The organism is Geomonas ferrireducens (assembly GCF_004917065.1).
Lineage (GTDB): Bacteria > Desulfobacterota > Desulfuromonadia > Geobacterales > Geobacteraceae > Geomonas > Geomonas ferrireducens.
In genome coordinates this window covers 1101666-1117527 of sequence record NZ_SSYA01000001.1, presented here as the reverse complement: position 1 = coordinate 1117527, position 15862 = coordinate 1101666, and the positions used below count along the sequence as shown (strand labels likewise).

Genomic DNA, 15862 nt, shown 5'->3' with positions numbered 1-15862 from the left:
CTTTTTTTTTGTCCGGCGAACGGGTACTCTTAAAGCTTTCCGACTTGGCCAGGCGCCCACCGGCGTCCGACCCGTCCGACCCGTCCGACTGGTCAGACTGGTCTGACTGCCGGAGAAAGCCGGCTTGACCGGACAACCCTGCCGCAATGTACGAGGCACCCATGCATGACCCCGGCTACGACCTGCTGAAAAACCCGATCCCGGCGCTGATCCGCAAGATCGCCCTGCCGACGAGCGTCGGCTATTTCTTCAACACCATGTTCAACGTGGTGGACACCTTTTACGGCGGACGGATTTCAACCGACGCCCTTGCGGCGCTCTCTCTTTCCTTTCCCGTCTTCTTTCTGATCATCGCCATAGGAGCCGGTATATCCACCGGGGCCACCGCCCTCATCGGCCACGCCCTCGGTGCTGGAGACCGGGAAGGTGCGCGCCACCTCTCCGGCCAGACTGTCTCTTTCGGCCTCGTGCACGGTCTGCTCCTTGCCCTGGTAGGCCTTGCCTTGGCGCCCCTGCTCTTCGACCTGCTGGGCGCGAAGGGGGTCGTCAAGGACCTAGCACTTCAGTACATGAACTGCATCTTCACCGGCAGCATCTTCTTCCTGGTGAACTACGTCCTGAACGCGATCCTGAACTCCACCGGGGACAGCCGCAGTTTCCGCAACTACCTCGTGCTCGGATTCTTCCTGAACCTGGCTCTGGATCCATGGTTCATGTACGGCGGCTTCGGCATCCCGGCCATGGGACTCCCCGGCATCGCGTGGGCCACGGTGCTGGTGCAGGCGATCGGCAACGCCTACATGCTGGTGCGGGTGAAACGTGCCGGTATGCTCTCCCACTTCCGGTTTCGCGAACTGCTACCGGACCGTCACGCCTATTTCATGCTGGCGAAGCAGGGGTTCCCCTCCAGCCTCAACATGATGACCGTGGCCATCGGTATCTTCGTGATCACCTGGTTCGTGGGACGCTTCGGCTCCGACGCTGTCGCCGCCTACGGGATCGCGACGCGCATAGAGCAGATCGCCCTTCTCCCGGTGATGGGGATGAACGTGGCGACGCTGGCCCTTGTCGCCCAGAACAGCGGCGCACGGCAGTATGAGCGCGTGGTGCTGACCATACGGACTGCGCTGCGCGTCGGCATCATCCTCATGACTTTCGGCACCGCGGCCGTCTACCTCTTTGCCGGACCGCTGATGCGGATCTTCAGCAAGGACCCGAAGGTAGTGGCCATCGGGGTCGGTTACCTGCATGTAGAGTCCTTTGTCTTCATCGCCTACGTGATCCTCTACACGAGCGTTTCCGTGCTGCAGGGGCTGAAGCGCCCGGTTTTCCCGCTCGTTATCGGACTCGCCCGGCAGATCATCTTCCCGATCCCGGTCTTCTACCTATTGGCGGATATGCTCGGCCTTGGGCTACACGGTATCTGGTGGGGCATCCTGCTTGTCACCTGGGGAGCGGCGCTGGTAATCATGGGGTACGTTGTGCGCCTGGCCGCATCCATGGACGGCGAAAACCTGGAACTGCAGAAGGCTGACGCGCCGGGAGAGTGAGGCCGTCATGGTGATGGGACGGTCTGCGCTTATTGCGCTAGAATGTCCTGTCGTCACGCCGTATGACGGAAGCGGGCAATACCATTAACGCGGCAGGTTCGGGTGATCTCCATGGATATCGAGCATCTGTGCGCGGGGATAAAGGAAAGAGTCGCCCTCGAGATGCGGGAGGGGGGGGACGCAGCGAGCAGGCAGGAGCTGCTCCTTGCCGTCCTGGCCGACATCGGAAAGGTGGTGCTCCCGGAACTGGGGAAGGCGCTGGAGCCAAATGAGCGACGCCGGGTGCAGGACGCGGTGCTCGAGCTGTTTGGCGTCGTGGCGATGCCGGTGGTGAGAACCGGGGACCAGCGGGGTGTCGAGGTGCTCGCCTCCCTTGCGGCGGAATGCCCTGATCCCCTGATCGAGAAAAAGCTCACCGCCTATGCGAAGGAGCTGTCGGGGAAGGCGGTCTTGCACCAGGAGCGGAGGCTTGCGAAAGCCTTGAAGTTCGTCGGCGGTGCGACGCTGGCACTTGGTCTTGCGCTGGCGGGGGGATACCTGTTCCTGCCGGAGGCGACACCGCCCACGCCGCGCACCGCTGTCGCGCAGGCGGAAGTCCCGCAGGAGAATGCGCAGCGGCAAGGGCAGGGGGGCGCGCAAGGGGCGGCTCCTTTCCAGGGGGGGGAGCAGGAGCCCGACGGGGGAAAAAGGAGCGCAGTCGAGACGGTAGCCCCACGTGCGGAAAAGCAGTCCACCGGAGCAGCAACGGCTTTAACCGGTGAAGGAATCACCCGAGTTCGCGTGGTCGATAACCAGGTTCTCGTCCCGGTCACGGTGTGGCAAGGCGGGGTCTCGGTACGGCTTGAGCTCGTGCTGGATACCGGTGCTACACGGACGGCGCTGCACGAAACAGTTGCCACCAGGCTCCCTATTGATTTACCCTCTGCGAGGACTGCGCTGGCGGAGCTTGCCGACGGCCGCATGGTCCGCTCGAGGATCGTTAAGATCGACGCTCTGACTGTGGGGCCCAACACGCACGGCCCGATGGAGGTGGAACTCATCTCCTACGGTGGTGCGACCGGAATGCACGACGGCCTGCTCGGCATGGACTTCTTGCGCAGGCACCGCTACCAGATCGACATGGAACACGAAACGCTCCGCTGGTTCTGACCTGCGGACAGGGGAGTATGCTTGGAACGGAAGGGCGCGGCAACCGGGTGGGGCGGCTTCGGCTGCGCCACACCGCAGAAGGGGCAGAGAGGATGAGCGGTACTTTGAAGTCGGTGTATCTGAAGCTTGTGCTCACGACATTTTTCTGGGGGGGGACCTTCGTGGCGGCGCGCCTTGCGGTCCGTGAGGCACCCCCATTCTTCGCGGCAAGCAGCCGCTTCGCCATCGCGGCACTTTGCCTGGTGGCTCTCACCGTCTGGAACGCGCGCAGGGAGAAGCGCAGCTTTCCCGCTCCGAAAACCTTCCGGGAGTTCGCGCTCCTGTTCAGCCTGGGGCTCACAGGCATCTTCTGCTACAACGCGGTCTTTTTCACCGGCCTGAAACTCACCACGGCGACAAGCGGAGCGCTCATCGTCGCCATCAACCCGCTCTTGACCGCGGTGCTTTCGGCGCTCTGGCTCCGGGAGCGGGTGAGCCCGACTCAGGCAGCGGGACTTCTCATCTCCCTCCTCGGCGTATCCATCGTCATTTCGAAAGGCTCCTTCGCGGTGATCGCCAACTTCGCCTTCAACAAGGGGGACCTCATCATGCTCGGGGCTCCTCTTTGCTGGGCGCTCTACTCCATCCTCGGGAAAAAGGCGCTCGGCGCCTTCACGCCACTCGCGGCGACGGCTTACGCCGCTCTCTTCGGAACGCTCCTTCTGGTGCCCGCGGCCGTGGTGGAACATCTGCTGCTGGGCGGACCGTGGCCGTCTTTTTCCTTGGTCGGCTGGCTTGCCATCCTGCAGCTGGCCCTACTCGGTACGGTAATAGGATTCGTCTGGTGGTACCAGGGGGTGGGACTGATCGGCGCCTCAAGGGCTGCGGTGTTCGTGAACCTCGTGCCTTTCTTCGGGGCACTGCAGGCCGCGTGGCTCTTAGGCGAGAAGGTGGTGCTGCCGCAGCTTTTCGGCGGGATGCTGGTGGTGGCCGGCGTCTATTGGGGCGGGCGCGTCAAGGGGAAGAAAGAGGGTAAGCCTGTTGCGCGTGCGATCGAGGCTGTAGAAGCGGGGCAGGGCTCCTGATGCGTCGAGCGCTGCGCACCCTGCACCTCATCTGCCTCTGCCTGCTGCCGTCGAAGGGGGGCAAAGCGCAACCCGCAGCGGTGGGGGAGGAGCGCGCGTGCGAGCCGGGTGAGATCCGTGGGGGGATGGGTCTGTTCCTGGATGGGCGGGGGGAGTTGCGTCTTTTCTTTGCGGAGGTGAGGGCGATCGCCGCTCCCTGCCTCTTGTTCCGCCTGAAGCGGGAGGGGTTCTCCCGCTGCAGCGTCACGGTAAAAAAACGTGGCCTCCTGGTGGAGGCCAGGCGTTAGCGTCTAACCTATCTTGCCGATCTCGAAACCGATCTGATCCAGCGGAAGCACCACGTCGGCCACTTTCCCGTCGATGCATGCGCGCGGCATGCCGTAGATCGTCGAAGTCGCCTCGTTCTGCACCAGGGTCAGCCCGCCTTTTTCCTTCAGATGTTTCATCCCCTTGAAGCCGTCGTTCCCCATCCCGGTCAGGATCACACCTAGCATCGCGCCGTTGCTTGCGTCGGCGAGCGAGGTGATCATCTGGTCCACCGAAGGGATGTAGATGTACTGCGGGAACTCGCTCGTCGGCGAGGTCTTCACCACGATGTTGCTCCCCTGTTTGACCAGCGTGGTGTGCATGCCGCCCGGCGCGACCAGCACCTGTCCACCCTTGACGATATCCCCGTCGGCAGCCTCCTTGACGGTGAGGGAGCACTTGGCGTTCAAACGCTCGGCGTAGGGGCCGGTGAAGGCCTTGGGCATGTGGATGGCGACGACGATGCCGTGCGGGAAGTTTACCGGGATGCGGGAGATGACCTCCTGGAGTGCGACCGGGCCGCCGGTGGAGGCGCCGATGCCGACGCAGCCGATGCGCCGATGGGCGAATTGGGAGGGGCGCACCGAGGGCGCAGGCGCAACGCGTTGCAAGAGTCCGGTGCCGGGGCGTCTCGGGATGCTGCTGACCGACGCCTCCTGGACCTTTTCGAGGAGCGCCTTTTGGAAAACGGCCTGGGCATCCTTGCAGTCGCTGACGTTCTTGGGGACGTAGTCGAAGGCGCCAGCCTCGAGCGCCTCGAAGGTGGAACGGGCCCCCTCGCAGGTCAGGGTGGAGACCATGATCACCCGGGTGGGCTGCTTCGCCATGATCTGTTTGAGCGCGGCGATGCCGTCCATGCGGGGCATCTCCACGTCCATGGTGATGAGGTCGGGTTTTAGGGCGAGGGCCTTGTCGACCCCTTCCATGCCGTCCGCAGCGATGCCGACGATCTCGACGCCTGGGGCCTTGGAGAGGATGCCCCGGATCGCCATGCGCATGAAGGAGGAATCGTCGACGATCAGCACCCTGAGTTTTTTCGGCATTGCGGGCATCATGACGGTTCTGAGGCTCCTATCCCCTGGAAAATCGACTTGACCATGTCCTGGATTTCCGGGACGCGATCGTCGAGTTCGTAGCAGAAACGTTCGACGTCAAGATCGACGAGGCTCGGGGCGTACGCCCTGAGGATGGCCCAGGCCTTCTCCTCGGCGAGGTTGAAGGAGACCCAGGAGGTCCCGCCGTAATCGAGCTGGCGCACCGAGCAGAAGAGGTCGGCAAGGTTGACGATGGCGCAGAGCGTCGGGTCGATGGTCGCGTCTTCCGGTGCGTGGTGCAGCGCGATCACTTCGCAGTAGTCGGCCGGGAAGTTCCATTTTTTAGCGATGCAGTAGCCGATCTCGCTGTGCGAGGTGCCGAGGTACTCCGCCTCCTTGTCCACCAGCCGGAAGGGCTGCCCCTTCACGGAGTCAAGGAGGGCGCGGAAGGCGTCCTTGCGGTAGAAGGAGAGGAAGACTTCCCCGATATCGTGCACGATGCCGACGAGATAGGCCTTTTCGGTGTCAGGATAGCGCACCCGCTGGGCGATGATCTTGGCGACGACCCCCACGCCGAAGGAGTGCTCCCAGAAGGAGCGCACGTCGAAGATGCCGTCCCTCCCTTCGAAGACGTCGACGAAGGAGCAGGTGAAGGCGAGCTCGCGGATGTGCCGGAAACCCAGGTAGATGAGCGCCCTCTTGACGGACTTGATCTCGTTCGCCGGTTTGTAGAGCGGGGAGTTCACCATCTTGATGACTCGTGCCGCGAGGACCTGGTCGGCCAGGATCATGTCGGCCACCTCGTCCAGCTCGACACCGGGGCGGTCCAGGAGCTCGATCACCCGGGTGGCCACGTGCGGGATGGTGGGGAGGTCTACGAAACTCTCGACCATCTCCTGGGCGGTCTGCATCATGGCTTTTTTATCCATTGCATCGTCCTCACTTGTTGTAGGTGAACCCGCCGGGGAAGTGTACGGTCTTGAATTTGTCGTTCACCCCGTGCAGCGACTCGGACTGCCCCACGAAGAAGTAGCCATACGGCTGCAGGTTGTTGTAGAAATGCTGCACCACCTTGCTCTTCGACGAGGTGTCGAAGTAGATCAGCACGTTGGCGCAGAAGATGAAGTCGAAGCTCTTCATGAAGAGCATCTTGTTGTCGTCGTAGAGGTTCAGCTGGCTGAAGGTCGCCAGTTTCTTCACCTCGGGTGAGAGTACGAACCTCCCGGGAACCTCCTCCTTGAAGTACTTCTTCAGGTAGTAGTCCGGGGTGTTGCGCACCGAGTAGCTGTTGTAGACCCCTTCGCGCGCTTGGGCCAGCACCGTCTCGTTGATGTCGGTCCCGACGATCTCGATGATCCAGTCCTTCAGGAGGGTCTGCCGCTTTTCGAGGAGGATCATCGCCATGGTGTAGGCCTCCTCCCCGGAGGATGAACCGGCGCTCCAGATGCGCAGCTTCTTGAAGCCGATCTTTCCCTTGGCCGCGACGATCTCCGGGAGGAACTTGTTCTCCAGCGCGTTCAACTGGGGCATGTTCCTGAAGAAGCAGGTCTCGTTGGTGGTGATCTCATCGAGGAGTTTCGAGAGCTCGCTGCGGCCGGTGGCCGGGCTGCGCACGAACTGGTAGTAGTCCGCGTGCGTCTTGCAGCCGGTTCCTTCCATCCTGCGCGCCAGCCTGCTTTCCAGGAAATACTTCTTGCTGCTGTGGAAGTAGATGCCGCAGACGTTGTATATGTAGTCCCGAAGCTGTTCGAAATCCTTGTCGGAAATCTTCGGGGCGCTCTTCGCGTCAAATGGTTTCATGTCTAAGGCCATTGTTGTCCCCTCAGGCTGCCCCGCCTCCGACCAGACCCATCGGGTCCACGATCAGTGCCACCCTGCCGTCTCCCATGATGGTCGAACCGCCGATCCCCGGGAGGTTGGCCAGGAACTTGCCCAGCGACTTGATGGCGACCTCCTGCTGTCCCAGGAGCCTGGTCACGATCAGGCCGATTCTCTTTTCGGCGACGCCGACGATGACCACGTAGCAGGTGTCGCGCTCCGAGTAGACTTCGCTGACGCCGAAGGCCTGCTGCAGGCGCAGAAGCGGTAGCACCGAGTCCCTGAGTTTGAGCACCTCCTGGCCGCCGATCATGTGGAATTCCTTCTTGCTCACCCGCATGGTCTCGATGACCGAGGCGAGCGGAATCGAGTAGACCTCGCCCTCGACCTCGACCAGAAGCGACTGGATGATGGCCAGGGTGAGCGGCAGCTTCAGGATGAACTCGCTGCCGTGGCCGAGCTCGTTCTTGATTTCGATGATGCCGTTCAGCTTCCTGATGTTGGTCCTCACCACGTCCATGCCGACGCCGCGCCCTGAGAGGTCGGTCGTCTGCTCCTTGGTGGAGAAGCCGGGGAGGAAGATGAGGTCGAGGATCTCGCGGGTCCCCATGGCGGCCACCTGCTCTTCGCTGACGAGCCCTTTGTCGATAGCTTTTCTCGCAATCCTGTCGGGGTTGATGCCGCGGCCGTCGTCCTTGATGCTGATGACGATCTGGTTTCCCTCGTGGGCGGCGGAGAGCACGACGGTGCCGGTGCGTCCCTTGCCGGCGGCGAGGCGTTCGTCGGGAGTCTCCAGACCGTGGTCCAGCGCGTTACGAATCAGGTGGATGAGCGGATCGCCGATCTCGTCGACGACGGAGCGATCCAGTTCGGTCTCCTCACCGTAGATGATGAGGTCCACTTCCTTGCCGAGGTCGCGGGCGAGGTTCCTGACGATGCGCGGGAACTTCTTGAAGACCTTCTCAACCGGGAGCATGCGCATCTTGAGGACCTGCATCTGCAGTTCCGAGGTGACGAAGTTGAGCCTTTTCGAGAGCTTCCCGAAATCGTCCCCGAAGCCGGTGGGGTCCAGGCCGGTCTGGAAGTCGCTGTAGAGCTGGATCATGCGGTTTCTTTCCAGCACCAGCTCGCCTACTTGGTTCATCAGGTCGTCGAGGCGTTTCACGTCGACCCTGACCGTGGAGTTGTCGGCAAGATCCTCGCCCCCCTTGGGAGGGGCGGGTTTGGGCGTTTCCTTGACCGGCTGCGGCTTGGGCTGGGGCGGAGGAGCCGCCTGCTGCGGAGCTGCCGGCTGGGGGGGCGCCTGTTGAGGCTCCGCCGCGGCGGGTTCGGGCTCGCTCGCAGACTCCGACTCGGCAGCAGGGGAGGGGGCTGCGCTGGCTGCGGCCGGTGCGCTCTCTTCCTTGGGCGCGAACACCGGGGCGAGTACGGTCGCCTCGACCGCGTTCTCGGAGAGATACGGGATCAGCTTCGCGATGGTCCCCTCGAGGTCCCGCTCGACGATCTCGCCCGCCTTTATGTCGGCCACGAGTGTCTTCACAAGGTCGACCGCCTCGAGGATCACGTCCATGATCTCCGAGTTAAGCCTGAGCTCGACCTTACGCAGGCGGTTCAGGACGTCCTCGGTCTTGTGGGTGACCTTGACGAGCATGTCGAAGCCGAGGAAGCTGGAGGCCCCCTTGACGGTGTGGATGGAGCGGAAGATCCGGTTCATCAGGTCCGCGTCTTCCGGGCTCTTCTCCAGGGAGATCAGGTCGTCGTCTAGTTTTTCCAGGAGTTCGGTGGTTTCGGCTAGGAAACCGTCAAGTAGCTCCTGATCTTCGCAATCTATGGCCATGTTGCGCTCCGGGAAGGGGAAACCGTTTCCCCTGTTGGTGCCTTATCCTACGTTGGTGAACAGCCGCCTCTCGTCGGCGGTGAACATCTTTTCCAGGTCGAGCAGGACCAGGAGCCGGTTAGCCTGGTTGATGACGCCGGCCATGCATTCCTGCTCGATGCCGCTGGAAACGACCGGGGGGGGAGGCTGGATCTCTTTTTCCGAGATGCGGATCACCTCGGAAACCTCGTCCACGATGAAGCCCATCAGCTCGCCCACCACCTCCATCACCATGATGCGGGTGCGTTTGTCGTAGTCGTTCTCCATGAGGTCGAACTTCTTGCGCAGGTTGATGATGGGAATGACCTTGCCGCGCAGGTTGATGACCCCTTCCACGTAGTGCGGCGTGTTCGGGACGCGGGTGATGTTGAGCATCCGGATGATCTCACGCACCATCAGGACGTTGATGCCGTACTCTTCCTTCTCGAGGTTGAAGCTTACCAGTTGGATCAGCTCGCCCCCGTACTCTTCGCTCTTTACCTTAGTGAGTGCGGTCTCCATGGACCCTCCGTCTGCGCTGAAATCTCTACGGGCGCGGGCGCCCGCCATACTGTGCTAATCGGTCATGCCGGATAAAGGTTGAATATTTTTTTTCTCTAACGAATTCAGGCGGCTTCTCCTGCAAAGGCCCGTTCCGAGCGGGTGGAACCCCGGGCGTTGCCGCTCCGACACCGCTACAAGCAAAAAATTGACATGGGTAACTTCCCTGGCAAGTCATTTAATTGACATTGGGGGGAGAACTCGCTATAGTTTCGATCGGACCGTTTTTGTATCGGCTTTTTTCGAGGCAACTTTAACGAAATCCGGGGAAATGATGGAAACGCCGAAAATACTGATAGCAGATGATGATAAGAAAACCAGGGACTTCGTAGCCGCCTTCCTGAGCTACAAGGGGTACCAGGTTTACCAAGCCTTCGATGGGCAGGACGCCCTGCAGAAGATAGAAACGCACGACGTGCAGATGGTGATCACGGACATCATGATGCCGCGGGTGAACGGACTGGAGTTCATTCGGCAGCTGAAGTCGCTCCGTCCGGAGATCGTCACCATAGCCTACAGCGCCTTCGCCAATAACGAGATGACGGCCAATCTCCTGAAGGCGGGGGCTTTTTTCTATCTGGAAAAGCCCTTCAATCTTGAGGAGTTGGAGACGCACGTCAAGCGCGGTCTCGAGCATCAGGCGCTGCAGAGCAAGAGCTTCCGGTCCAAGCCTTGCATAAAGAACAGGGCACTTCTCAACAACATCATCGGGGAAAGCGAGAAGATGCTCTCGCTCTTCGAGATGATCGAGAAGGTCGCCACCTCAGATTCCACCGTGCTGATCCAGGGTGAGTCGGGGACCGGCAAGGAGCTGGTGGCGCGAGCCATTCATGACCTCTCCAATCGCTCGGACAAGAACTTCGTCGCCCTCAACTGCGCGGCCATTCCCGACGAGCTGCTGGAGAGCGAGCTCTTCGGCCACGTGAAGGGGTCCTTCACCGGTGCCGTCGCCACTCGCGTCGGCCGTTTCGAGATGGCCGACAAGGGGACCCTGTTCCTGGACGAGATCGGGGACATGAAGGCGAACCTTCAGGTCAAGCTGCTGCGCGTGCTGCAAAGCCGGGAACTGGAGCCGGTGGGTTCCACCCGGTCCAAGAAGGTGGACGTGAGGATCATAGCCGCCACCAACCAGAACCTGGACCACATGGTGGCGTCGAAGGAGTTCCGCGAGGACCTGTATTACCGGCTCTCGGTGATCCCGATCATGCTCCCCCCTCTGCGGGAGCGCGGCGCCGACATCCCGCTGCTTTTGAACAGCTTCCTTGAGAAGTTCAACCGAAGCAAGCAGCGCAAGGTGCAGGGTTTTGACAAGCAGGTCATGGAGATACTGGGGAGCTACGACTGGCCCGGCAACGTCCGTGAGCTGGAAAACCTGGTCGAGCGCCTGGTGATCATCAAGGGGAGCGGGGTGATCAACATCCACGACCTTCCCGAGAAGTACCGCGGCGGTCGCAGCACCCCGGCGGTGCACGGCGAGCACATGATCAACCTCCCCGATGACGGTTTCTGCCTGAACAGCGCCGTCGAGGAGTTCGAAAACCGGCTGATCCTGCAGGCTCTGGAGCGAAGCGGCGGAAACAAGAAGGAAGCCGCCGAACTTCTGAACCTGAAGCGGACCACGCTGATCGAGAAGCTGAAGAAGAAAAAACTGGTCTACGGGGAGCATCCGGTTTCCCCGTAACAGGGGGTCTGATGTCGATAAATCCGGTAACCACGGCGTCTGGCGGCGTCGAAGCAACCAAGAAGGGGATAGCCGCGTCCGGGAATACGGGTGCGGCTGTTCCGTTTGAGGAGATGCTGGCATCGAAAGCGTCCGGAGGCGAGGTGACGCCGGAAGCGGCGGCCGAAGTGTTGCGCCTCAAGATGCTGAGTTCCGCCCTCGATATCGGAAGTGATGCTAACGCGCCTGCGGCGCCGTCCCGTTCCGTGAACGTGCAGGGGCTGTTGAACCGGTTCCTTGAGCAGCTCCCGTCCGGGAGTGCGGCGGCCGGGGGCGGAGAGCCCGCCGTCGACCATGGTCCCGAGGCGACCTTCCAGGCGCAGCAGTCGAATTTCGCGGCCGGGCGTCTGCCGGAGGTTCCGGTTGCCGGTTCGGACAGCGGCACGGACGCGATCATAGAGAAGGCGAGCAGGCGTTACGGGGTAGACAGCGGGCTGATCCGGGCCGTGATAAAGGCCGAGAGCGGCTTCAACCCGCGGGCCGTGAGTTCCGCCGGTGCCCAGGGGCTTATGCAGCTGATGCCCGCCACCGCGCGTGGTCTGGGTGTCACCGACCCCTTCGACCCCGAGCAGAACGTGATGGCCGGGACCCGGTTTTTGAAGGACATGCTGCAGCGGTACAACGGCAACGTGGATGAGGCCCTGGCCGCCTACAACTGGGGTCCCGGCAATGTGGACCGTCACGGCACCGAGAGTCTCCCCCGTGAGACGAAGGGTTACCTGGCGAAGGTGAAAGGGTACTACGCCCAGTACGTGGCTTAGAAGCTGAGTCTTAACAGCAAGCCGAGGCCGGGAAAAAACAAAAGCCTCCGCACCAAAAGGTGCGGAGGCTTTCTTTTTATTGCACTTGCAGCGTCCATCAGGTCCATGGCAGGCCGCTCCCTCGGCCTGTGCCGCGGCCCAGGCGCCGGCGCCCTTCGGGCGCCTTGCCTTACTCTCTCACATAGATGTTCTGATCCGAGCTGTGCACCATGGTCATGACGCGCATGTACTCGTCCTCGATCATGTCATAGTGCCCCTGAGTCTCCCTGATCACCGTTTCGAACACCTTGCGCACCAGCGGGTCCACCACGTCCTTCACCAGGATGGTGTAGAAGTCGATACAGGCCTTTTCCTCCTTGAGCGCGATCTCAAGCGCCTTCTGCTCGTGGCTGTCGGCCGCGATCGCCTGCTCCAGGGCGAGATGGGTCGCCGACTGCTTGTCCGGCGGCGAGGCGAGGTAGGTGTCGATGTCACCGAGGTCGCCGCCGCGGTAGTAATCGAAGAAGGCCTTCAGGTGGCTGACCTCTTCGCCGGCCAGAAGGTCGAAAACCTTCTTCGACCTTTCGTCCTTGCTCACCGAAGCCGCGCGCCGGTAGAAGTCCATGCTCTCCTTCTCGGTCTTGATCGCCAGCTTCAATGCTTCCTGCAGTGTGTATTCCTTGAACATGGCTGCACCTCCGTAGGCTTCAGTGGGATTGCTTGGCAAAGAGTATATCGAAGCGTATGGGGAGGTCAAATGCCCGAAAAATCGAATGAATACGGCTTAATGTCTTGTCTTGGGGCGCAGGGAGCGGTCGAGCTTGAGGAGCCGCATGGCGTTTTCCGACGTGATGCGGGCGAGTTCCTCGACCGGGATGCCGCGGATCTGTGCGACCCGCCGCGCCGTGGCCAGGAGGTGGGCGGGGACGTTCACCTCCCCACGGTAGGGCTCCGGCGAGAGGTCCGGCGCATCGGTTTCGAGCAGTAATCGTTCCAGAGGCACGGCGGCCGCGACATCTACCGGTCGCCTGGCGTTCAGATAGGTGACGGTGCCGGAGAGGGATATGTGCAGCCCTAGCCGCAGGCAGGTCCTTGCCGTTTCGACGCTGCCGGAAAAGGAGTGCATCACACCGCCGCAGTCCTGGATTCCAGCTTCCCTGATTATGGCGATCAGGTCGTCGAAGGCCCGGCGGCAGTGCAGCAGTACGGGGAGCCCTGCTTCCCGGGCGATATCCAATTGGGCCCGGAAGGCCTCCTGTTGCACTTTGCGGGATGGAGAGGGGAGCAGGTAGTCGAGCCCGATTTCTCCGATGGCCGTGGCGAGTGGAGCGTAGCGTCTGAGTTTCGAGAGGATTGTAGGGGTGAGCTGGTCGGCGTGCATGGGGTGCACGCCGTAGGCGGGTAGGGCCTGGTGGTAGCGGAGGGCGAGTGTTTCGATCTCGGGCCAGCCTTCCGGGGCAACGCCCGGGACCAGAAAGGCGGTCACACCGGCGTGTTCCGCCTCCGGGATAAGCGTGTCCAGGCGGGGCCGGAGTTGCGGGTCATCCAGGTGGCAGTGGCTGTCAAAAAACATGGAGTCAGGTGGTGACGCCGGGGTGATCCTTGAGCTCCTTGATGATCTCCACCTGGCGCTGGAATATGTACTGCGAGATGTTGAGTTCCTCGGAACGCGTCGGCGCTATTTCGAAGACGAGCCGGCAGGTGCCGTCCCTGTCGATGACCTTTAAAAGCGATGCCGCGATCACGATGGTACCGGTGGGAAGGGCGATGGAGAGCTCCCCTTTCTGGCTCAGGGGGAGGCCGGGGTTGCGTTCGACGTCCATGGTCATGCCGGTGAGCGACATGTCGTGCAGCTTGCCGCGCACCGTCGCTTCAAGTTCCGGTGCGGCGAACCAGGCCTTGATGGTCACCCCAAGCTGCACGCGCACCGACATGCGGCGGTCGGCGCGGACCAGCGTGTAACCCGGATTGGACAGGATGACCCGCGATTTCTCTACATTTACGTACGTAACCGAAGCGACCACATCCCTGCGGAAATGGCTGCTCTTCAGCACGGTCAGCTTTTCCTGCGCTATGACAACGGCCTGCACCTGGTGCACCAGCAGTTCGGCGTCATTTTCTTCGATGGTGAGGACTTCCGCACCGTAGCTTACCGGGACTTCACGGTAGAAGTTGAGGAGCCTGAGGTCGTTTTTCAGCTTCCCGGAGCGTATGGCAGCGAGGGTCGCGAGGATCTCGGTGCGGTCACGCTGCTCGTCGGCAAGTTGCAACCTCTGGTAGTTGTCGTTCATGGTCGGTTCCGCCCGAAAAAAGTTATTGCTCTTTAGGCGCTTGCTGTGCAATTATGCCACGTTGTAGCGCTTGGCGAAGATACCCTCTTCGCCTTTCGTTTGTCCAGAGAATTTTAACGGGAGTTCAAGTTGATACGGTACAACGAACAAGAGATAGAGAGGCGGCGCACCTTCGCCATTATCAGTCATCCGGACGCTGGTAAGACTACCATAACCGAGAAGCTGTTGCTATTCGGCGGTGCCATCCAGCAGGCGGGCGAGGTCCGGGCGAGAAAGTCGGCGCGGCATGCCACGAGCGACTGGATGGAGATGGAAAAACAGCGTGGCATTTCGGTCACTTCTTCGGTCATGAAGTTCACCTACCGCGACTTCGAGATAAACCTCCTGGACACCCCAGGCCACAACGACTTTTCCGAGGACACCTACCGCACCCTGACCGCCGTTGACTCGGTGCTCATGGTCATCGACTCCGTGAAGGGTGTCGAGAGCCAGACGAAGAAACTCCTCGAGGTCTGCCGCCTGCGCAATACGCCGATCATGACCTTCATCAACAAGCTTGACCGTGAGGGGCGCGAGCCGCTCGACCTGCTCGACGACATCGAGAGCACGTTGAAGATCCAGTGCGCGCCCATGACCTGGCCCATAGGGATGGGGAAACGTTTCCGCGGTACATACCACCTCTACACCAAGGAGATCACCTTCTACGACCCGGAGGCGGACCGCGGCGTCGGTGAGGTCATCACGGTGAAGGGGCTGGAAGATCCGCTCCTTGACGAGCTCCTGGGAAGCCAGGTGGAGGAGTTGCGCAACGACGTAGAGCTCCTGGAAGGGGCGGCGCACCCGTTTGACGCCGAGGCGTACTTAGCCGGCAAACAGACTCCGGTCTTCTTCGGCTCCGCCATCAACACCTTCGGGGTACAGCAACTGCTCGACTCCTTCGTGGAAAACGCTCCGTCGCCGCTGCCGCGCGACGCAACCACCCGTACCGTCTCTCCGTACGAGGAGCCATTCACCGGGTTCACCTTCAAGATCCAGGCGAACATGGACCCGGCGCACCGCGACCGCATCGCATTCTTCCGCATCTGCTCCGGAAAGTTCGAGCGCGGCATGAAGGTTAAGCACCTGCGGCTTGGGCGCGAAGTCCAGATCTCCAATGCCACCATCTTCATGGCACAGGACCGCACCAACGTGGACGAGGCTTACGCCGGCGACATCATCGGCATCCACAACCACGGCACCATCAAGATCGGCGACACCTTTACGCAGGGCGAGGATCTCAAGTACACCGGGATCCCGAACTTCGCGCCGGAGCACTTCCGTAAGGTACGCATCCTGAACCCGCTCAAGTCGAAGTCCCTGGAGAAGGGGCTCGTGCAGCTAGCCGAGGAGGGGACCACCCAGGTCTTCCGTCCCCTGATGGGCGCCGACTGGATCGTGGGCGCGGTGGGTATGCTGCAGTTCGACGTGGTCATGCATCGCCTCGAGCACGAGTACGGCGTCAAGGCGACCTACGAGCCGGTCTCCTACGTCACCGCCCGCTGGGTCACCGGCGATAGGAAGAGGCTCGACGAGTTCCAGAAGAAAGAGGCGATGAGCCTCTACCTGGACGGAGAAGGGAACCTCGCCTACCTTGCCGGGAGCCAGTGGCGCCTGGACAACACCATGGAGAACTGGAAGGACCTCAACTTCCACGCCACCCGCGAGCACAGCTAGGCCGGGCTTAACCCAGTCGGACCCGTCGTACCCGTCTGACTAGTCCGACTGGTCCGACTGG

15 protein-coding genes are annotated in these 15862 nt (G+C 61.6%); 7 read left to right on the top strand and 8 right to left on the bottom strand.

Annotated features, from left to right (window positions below; genetic code table 11):
• Positions 1-161 precede the first annotated feature (161 nt).
• The 4 genes from E8L22_RS04800 (at position 162) to E8L22_RS04785 (ending at position 4050) form a co-directional block, all read left to right on the top strand.
• A complete protein-coding gene (locus tag E8L22_RS04800; protein WP_136524086.1) occupies positions 162-1550 on the top strand; it encodes an MATE family efflux transporter in 1389 nt (462 codons plus the stop codon).
• Positions 1551-1661: 111 nt separating this feature from the next.
• Entirely contained in the window at positions 1662-2699 is a 1038-nt protein-coding gene (locus tag E8L22_RS04795; RefSeq protein WP_136524085.1) for a retropepsin-like aspartic protease family protein, read from the top strand.
• A 17-nt stretch (positions 2700-2716) separates the two neighbouring features.
• Positions 2717-3763, top strand: coding sequence for a DMT family transporter (locus tag E8L22_RS04790; RefSeq protein ID WP_136524084.1), 1047 nt, complete (start codon positions 2717-2719; stop codon positions 3761-3763).
• A complete protein-coding gene (locus E8L22_RS04785) occupies positions 3763-4050 on the top strand; it encodes a hypothetical protein (protein ID WP_136524083.1) in 288 nt (95 codons plus the stop codon). The genes E8L22_RS04790 and E8L22_RS04785 overlap by 1 nt, the downstream gene beginning before the upstream one ends.
• 3 nt (positions 4051-4053) lie before the next feature.
• Here E8L22_RS04785 and E8L22_RS04780 read toward each other — a convergent pair whose 3' ends face one another.
• From E8L22_RS04780 to E8L22_RS04760, 5 genes are read right to left on the bottom strand one after another with little or no spacing between them, the layout of a single operon-like run.
• Complete coding sequence (locus E8L22_RS04780; protein WP_136524082.1) at positions 4054-5124, bottom strand: protein-glutamate methylesterase/protein-glutamine glutaminase; 1071 nt, start codon at positions 5122-5124, stop codon at positions 4054-4056.
• On the bottom strand, positions 5121-6032 hold the full coding sequence (locus E8L22_RS04775) for an HDOD domain-containing protein (RefSeq protein ID WP_136524081.1): 912 nt from the start codon (positions 6030-6032) through the stop codon (positions 5121-5123). The genes E8L22_RS04780 and E8L22_RS04775 overlap by 4 nt, the downstream gene beginning before the upstream one ends.
• Positions 6033-6042: 10 nt before the next feature.
• Positions 6043-6915: a CheR family methyltransferase gene (locus tag E8L22_RS04770; RefSeq protein ID WP_136524080.1), complete on the bottom strand. Its 873-nt coding sequence runs from the start codon at positions 6913-6915 to the stop codon at positions 6043-6045.
• Positions 6916-6925: 10 nt separating this feature from the next.
• Positions 6926-8758 carry a chemotaxis protein CheA gene (locus tag E8L22_RS04765; RefSeq protein ID WP_136524079.1) on the bottom strand — a complete coding sequence of 611 codons (1833 nt, stop codon included), beginning with the start codon at positions 8756-8758 and terminating at the stop codon, positions 6926-6928.
• 42 nt (positions 8759-8800) lie between these two features.
• Positions 8801-9298, bottom strand: a complete 498-nt coding sequence (locus tag E8L22_RS04760) for a chemotaxis protein CheW (protein WP_135868868.1) — start codon at positions 9296-9298, stop codon at positions 8801-8803.
• A 313-nt stretch (positions 9299-9611) separates the two neighbouring features.
• Between E8L22_RS04760 and E8L22_RS04755 the strand changes: the two genes are divergently transcribed.
• Positions 9612-11018 (top strand): sigma-54-dependent transcriptional regulator, encoded by a 1407-nt coding sequence (locus E8L22_RS04755; protein ID WP_135868867.1) that lies wholly within the window; start codon positions 9612-9614, stop codon positions 11016-11018.
• A gap of 11 nt (positions 11019-11029) precedes the next feature.
• A complete protein-coding gene (locus E8L22_RS04750; protein WP_136524078.1) occupies positions 11030-11818 on the top strand; it encodes a lytic transglycosylase domain-containing protein in 789 nt (262 codons plus the stop codon).
• Between the two features lie 169 nt (positions 11819-11987).
• Here the strand turns inward: E8L22_RS04750 and E8L22_RS04745 are convergent, their stop codons facing one another.
• The 3 genes from E8L22_RS04745 to E8L22_RS04735 form a co-directional block, all read right to left on the bottom strand.
• Positions 11988-12485 carry a ferritin-like domain-containing protein gene (locus tag E8L22_RS04745; RefSeq protein WP_136524077.1) on the bottom strand — a complete coding sequence of 166 codons (498 nt, stop codon included), beginning with the start codon at positions 12483-12485 and terminating at the stop codon, positions 11988-11990.
• A gap of 96 nt (positions 12486-12581) precedes the next feature.
• Positions 12582-13370 (bottom strand): TatD family hydrolase, encoded by a 789-nt coding sequence (locus E8L22_RS04740; RefSeq protein WP_136524076.1) that lies wholly within the window; start codon positions 13368-13370, stop codon positions 12582-12584.
• A 4-nt stretch (positions 13371-13374) separates the two neighbouring features.
• A complete protein-coding gene (locus E8L22_RS04735; protein ID WP_136524075.1) occupies positions 13375-14088 on the bottom strand; it encodes a PilZ domain-containing protein in 714 nt (237 codons plus the stop codon).
• 129 nt (positions 14089-14217) lie between these two features.
• Between E8L22_RS04735 and E8L22_RS04730 the strand changes: the two genes are divergently transcribed.
• On the top strand, positions 14218-15801 hold the full coding sequence (locus tag E8L22_RS04730; RefSeq protein WP_162604778.1) for a peptide chain release factor 3: 1584 nt from the start codon (positions 14218-14220) through the stop codon (positions 15799-15801).
• Positions 15802-15862 lie beyond the last annotated feature (61 nt).

Bases quoted from the DNA above. Each gene is read 5' to 3' on its own strand.
- E8L22_RS04735 (WP_136524075.1), bottom strand. From the start codon at position 14,088: ATGAACGACAACTACCAGAGGTTGCAACTTGCCGACGAGCAGCGTGAC.
- E8L22_RS04800 (WP_136524086.1), top strand. From the start codon at position 162: ATGCATGACCCCGGCTACGACCTGCTGAAAAACCCGATCCCGGCGCTG.
- E8L22_RS04765 (WP_136524079.1), bottom strand. From the start codon at position 8,758: ATGGCCATAGATTGCGAAGATCAGGAGCTACTTGACGGTTTCCTAGCC.
- E8L22_RS04785 (WP_136524083.1), top strand. From the start codon at position 3,763: ATGCGTCGAGCGCTGCGCACCCTGCACCTCATCTGCCTCTGCCTGCTG.
- E8L22_RS04775 (WP_136524081.1), bottom strand. From the start codon at position 6,032: ATGGATAAAAAAGCCATGATGCAGACCGCCCAGGAGATGGTCGAGAGT.
- E8L22_RS04780 (WP_136524082.1), bottom strand. From the start codon at position 5,124: ATGATGCCCGCAATGCCGAAAAAACTCAGGGTGCTGATCGTCGACGAT.
- E8L22_RS04790 (WP_136524084.1), top strand. From the start codon at position 2,717: ATGCTTGGAACGGAAGGGCGCGGCAACCGGGTGGGGCGGCTTCGGCTG.
- E8L22_RS04750 (WP_136524078.1), top strand. From the start codon at position 11,030: ATGTCGATAAATCCGGTAACCACGGCGTCTGGCGGCGTCGAAGCAACC.
- E8L22_RS04755 (WP_135868867.1), top strand. From the start codon at position 9,612: ATGGAAACGCCGAAAATACTGATAGCAGATGATGATAAGAAAACCAGG.
- E8L22_RS04760 (WP_135868868.1), bottom strand. From the start codon at position 9,298: ATGGAGACCGCACTCACTAAGGTAAAGAGCGAAGAGTACGGGGGCGAG.
- E8L22_RS04745 (WP_136524077.1), bottom strand. From the start codon at position 12,485: ATGTTCAAGGAATACACACTGCAGGAAGCATTGAAGCTGGCGATCAAG.
- E8L22_RS04770 (WP_136524080.1), bottom strand. From the start codon at position 6,915: ATGGCCTTAGACATGAAACCATTTGACGCGAAGAGCGCCCCGAAGATT.
- E8L22_RS04795 (WP_136524085.1), top strand. From the start codon at position 1,662: ATGGATATCGAGCATCTGTGCGCGGGGATAAAGGAAAGAGTCGCCCTC.
- E8L22_RS04740 (WP_136524076.1), bottom strand. From the start codon at position 13,370: ATGTTTTTTGACAGCCACTGCCACCTGGATGACCCGCAACTCCGGCCC.